At 36.4% G+C, this 228-nt stretch carries 1 protein-coding gene; it reads right to left on the reverse strand.

The features are described from left to right. Positions 1 to 14 precede the first annotated feature (14 nt). Positions 15 to 228 (reverse strand): cell wall hydrolase (locus R0J88_RS24225; protein ID WP_410901489.1); only part of this gene is annotated, 214 nt, incomplete at its 5' end.

Raw genomic sequence — 228 nt, forward strand, 5'->3', positions numbered from 1 at the left:
GTTCTTTAATTTCGTCATTTTTTGAATACATGGTTGCCAACTACCCTAACCGTTTCTCTAGTATCTAACCAGCGAGAAGTAGCAATAGCTGGATTATAGAAAAATAGGCTTTGTCTATCTATATATCTTTTTTCCAAAGCTTCATTCACCGCTACCACTGAAGCATTAGTAGGTGTAATGGTATTAATTCGCCCATTTGAAACAGGTGAAAACTGTCCTTTCTGATAG

Source organism: Pseudoalteromonas sp. SIMBA_162 (assembly GCF_046535955.1).
Taxonomy (GTDB): Bacteria; Pseudomonadota; Gammaproteobacteria; order Enterobacterales; family Alteromonadaceae; genus Pseudoalteromonas; species Pseudoalteromonas marina.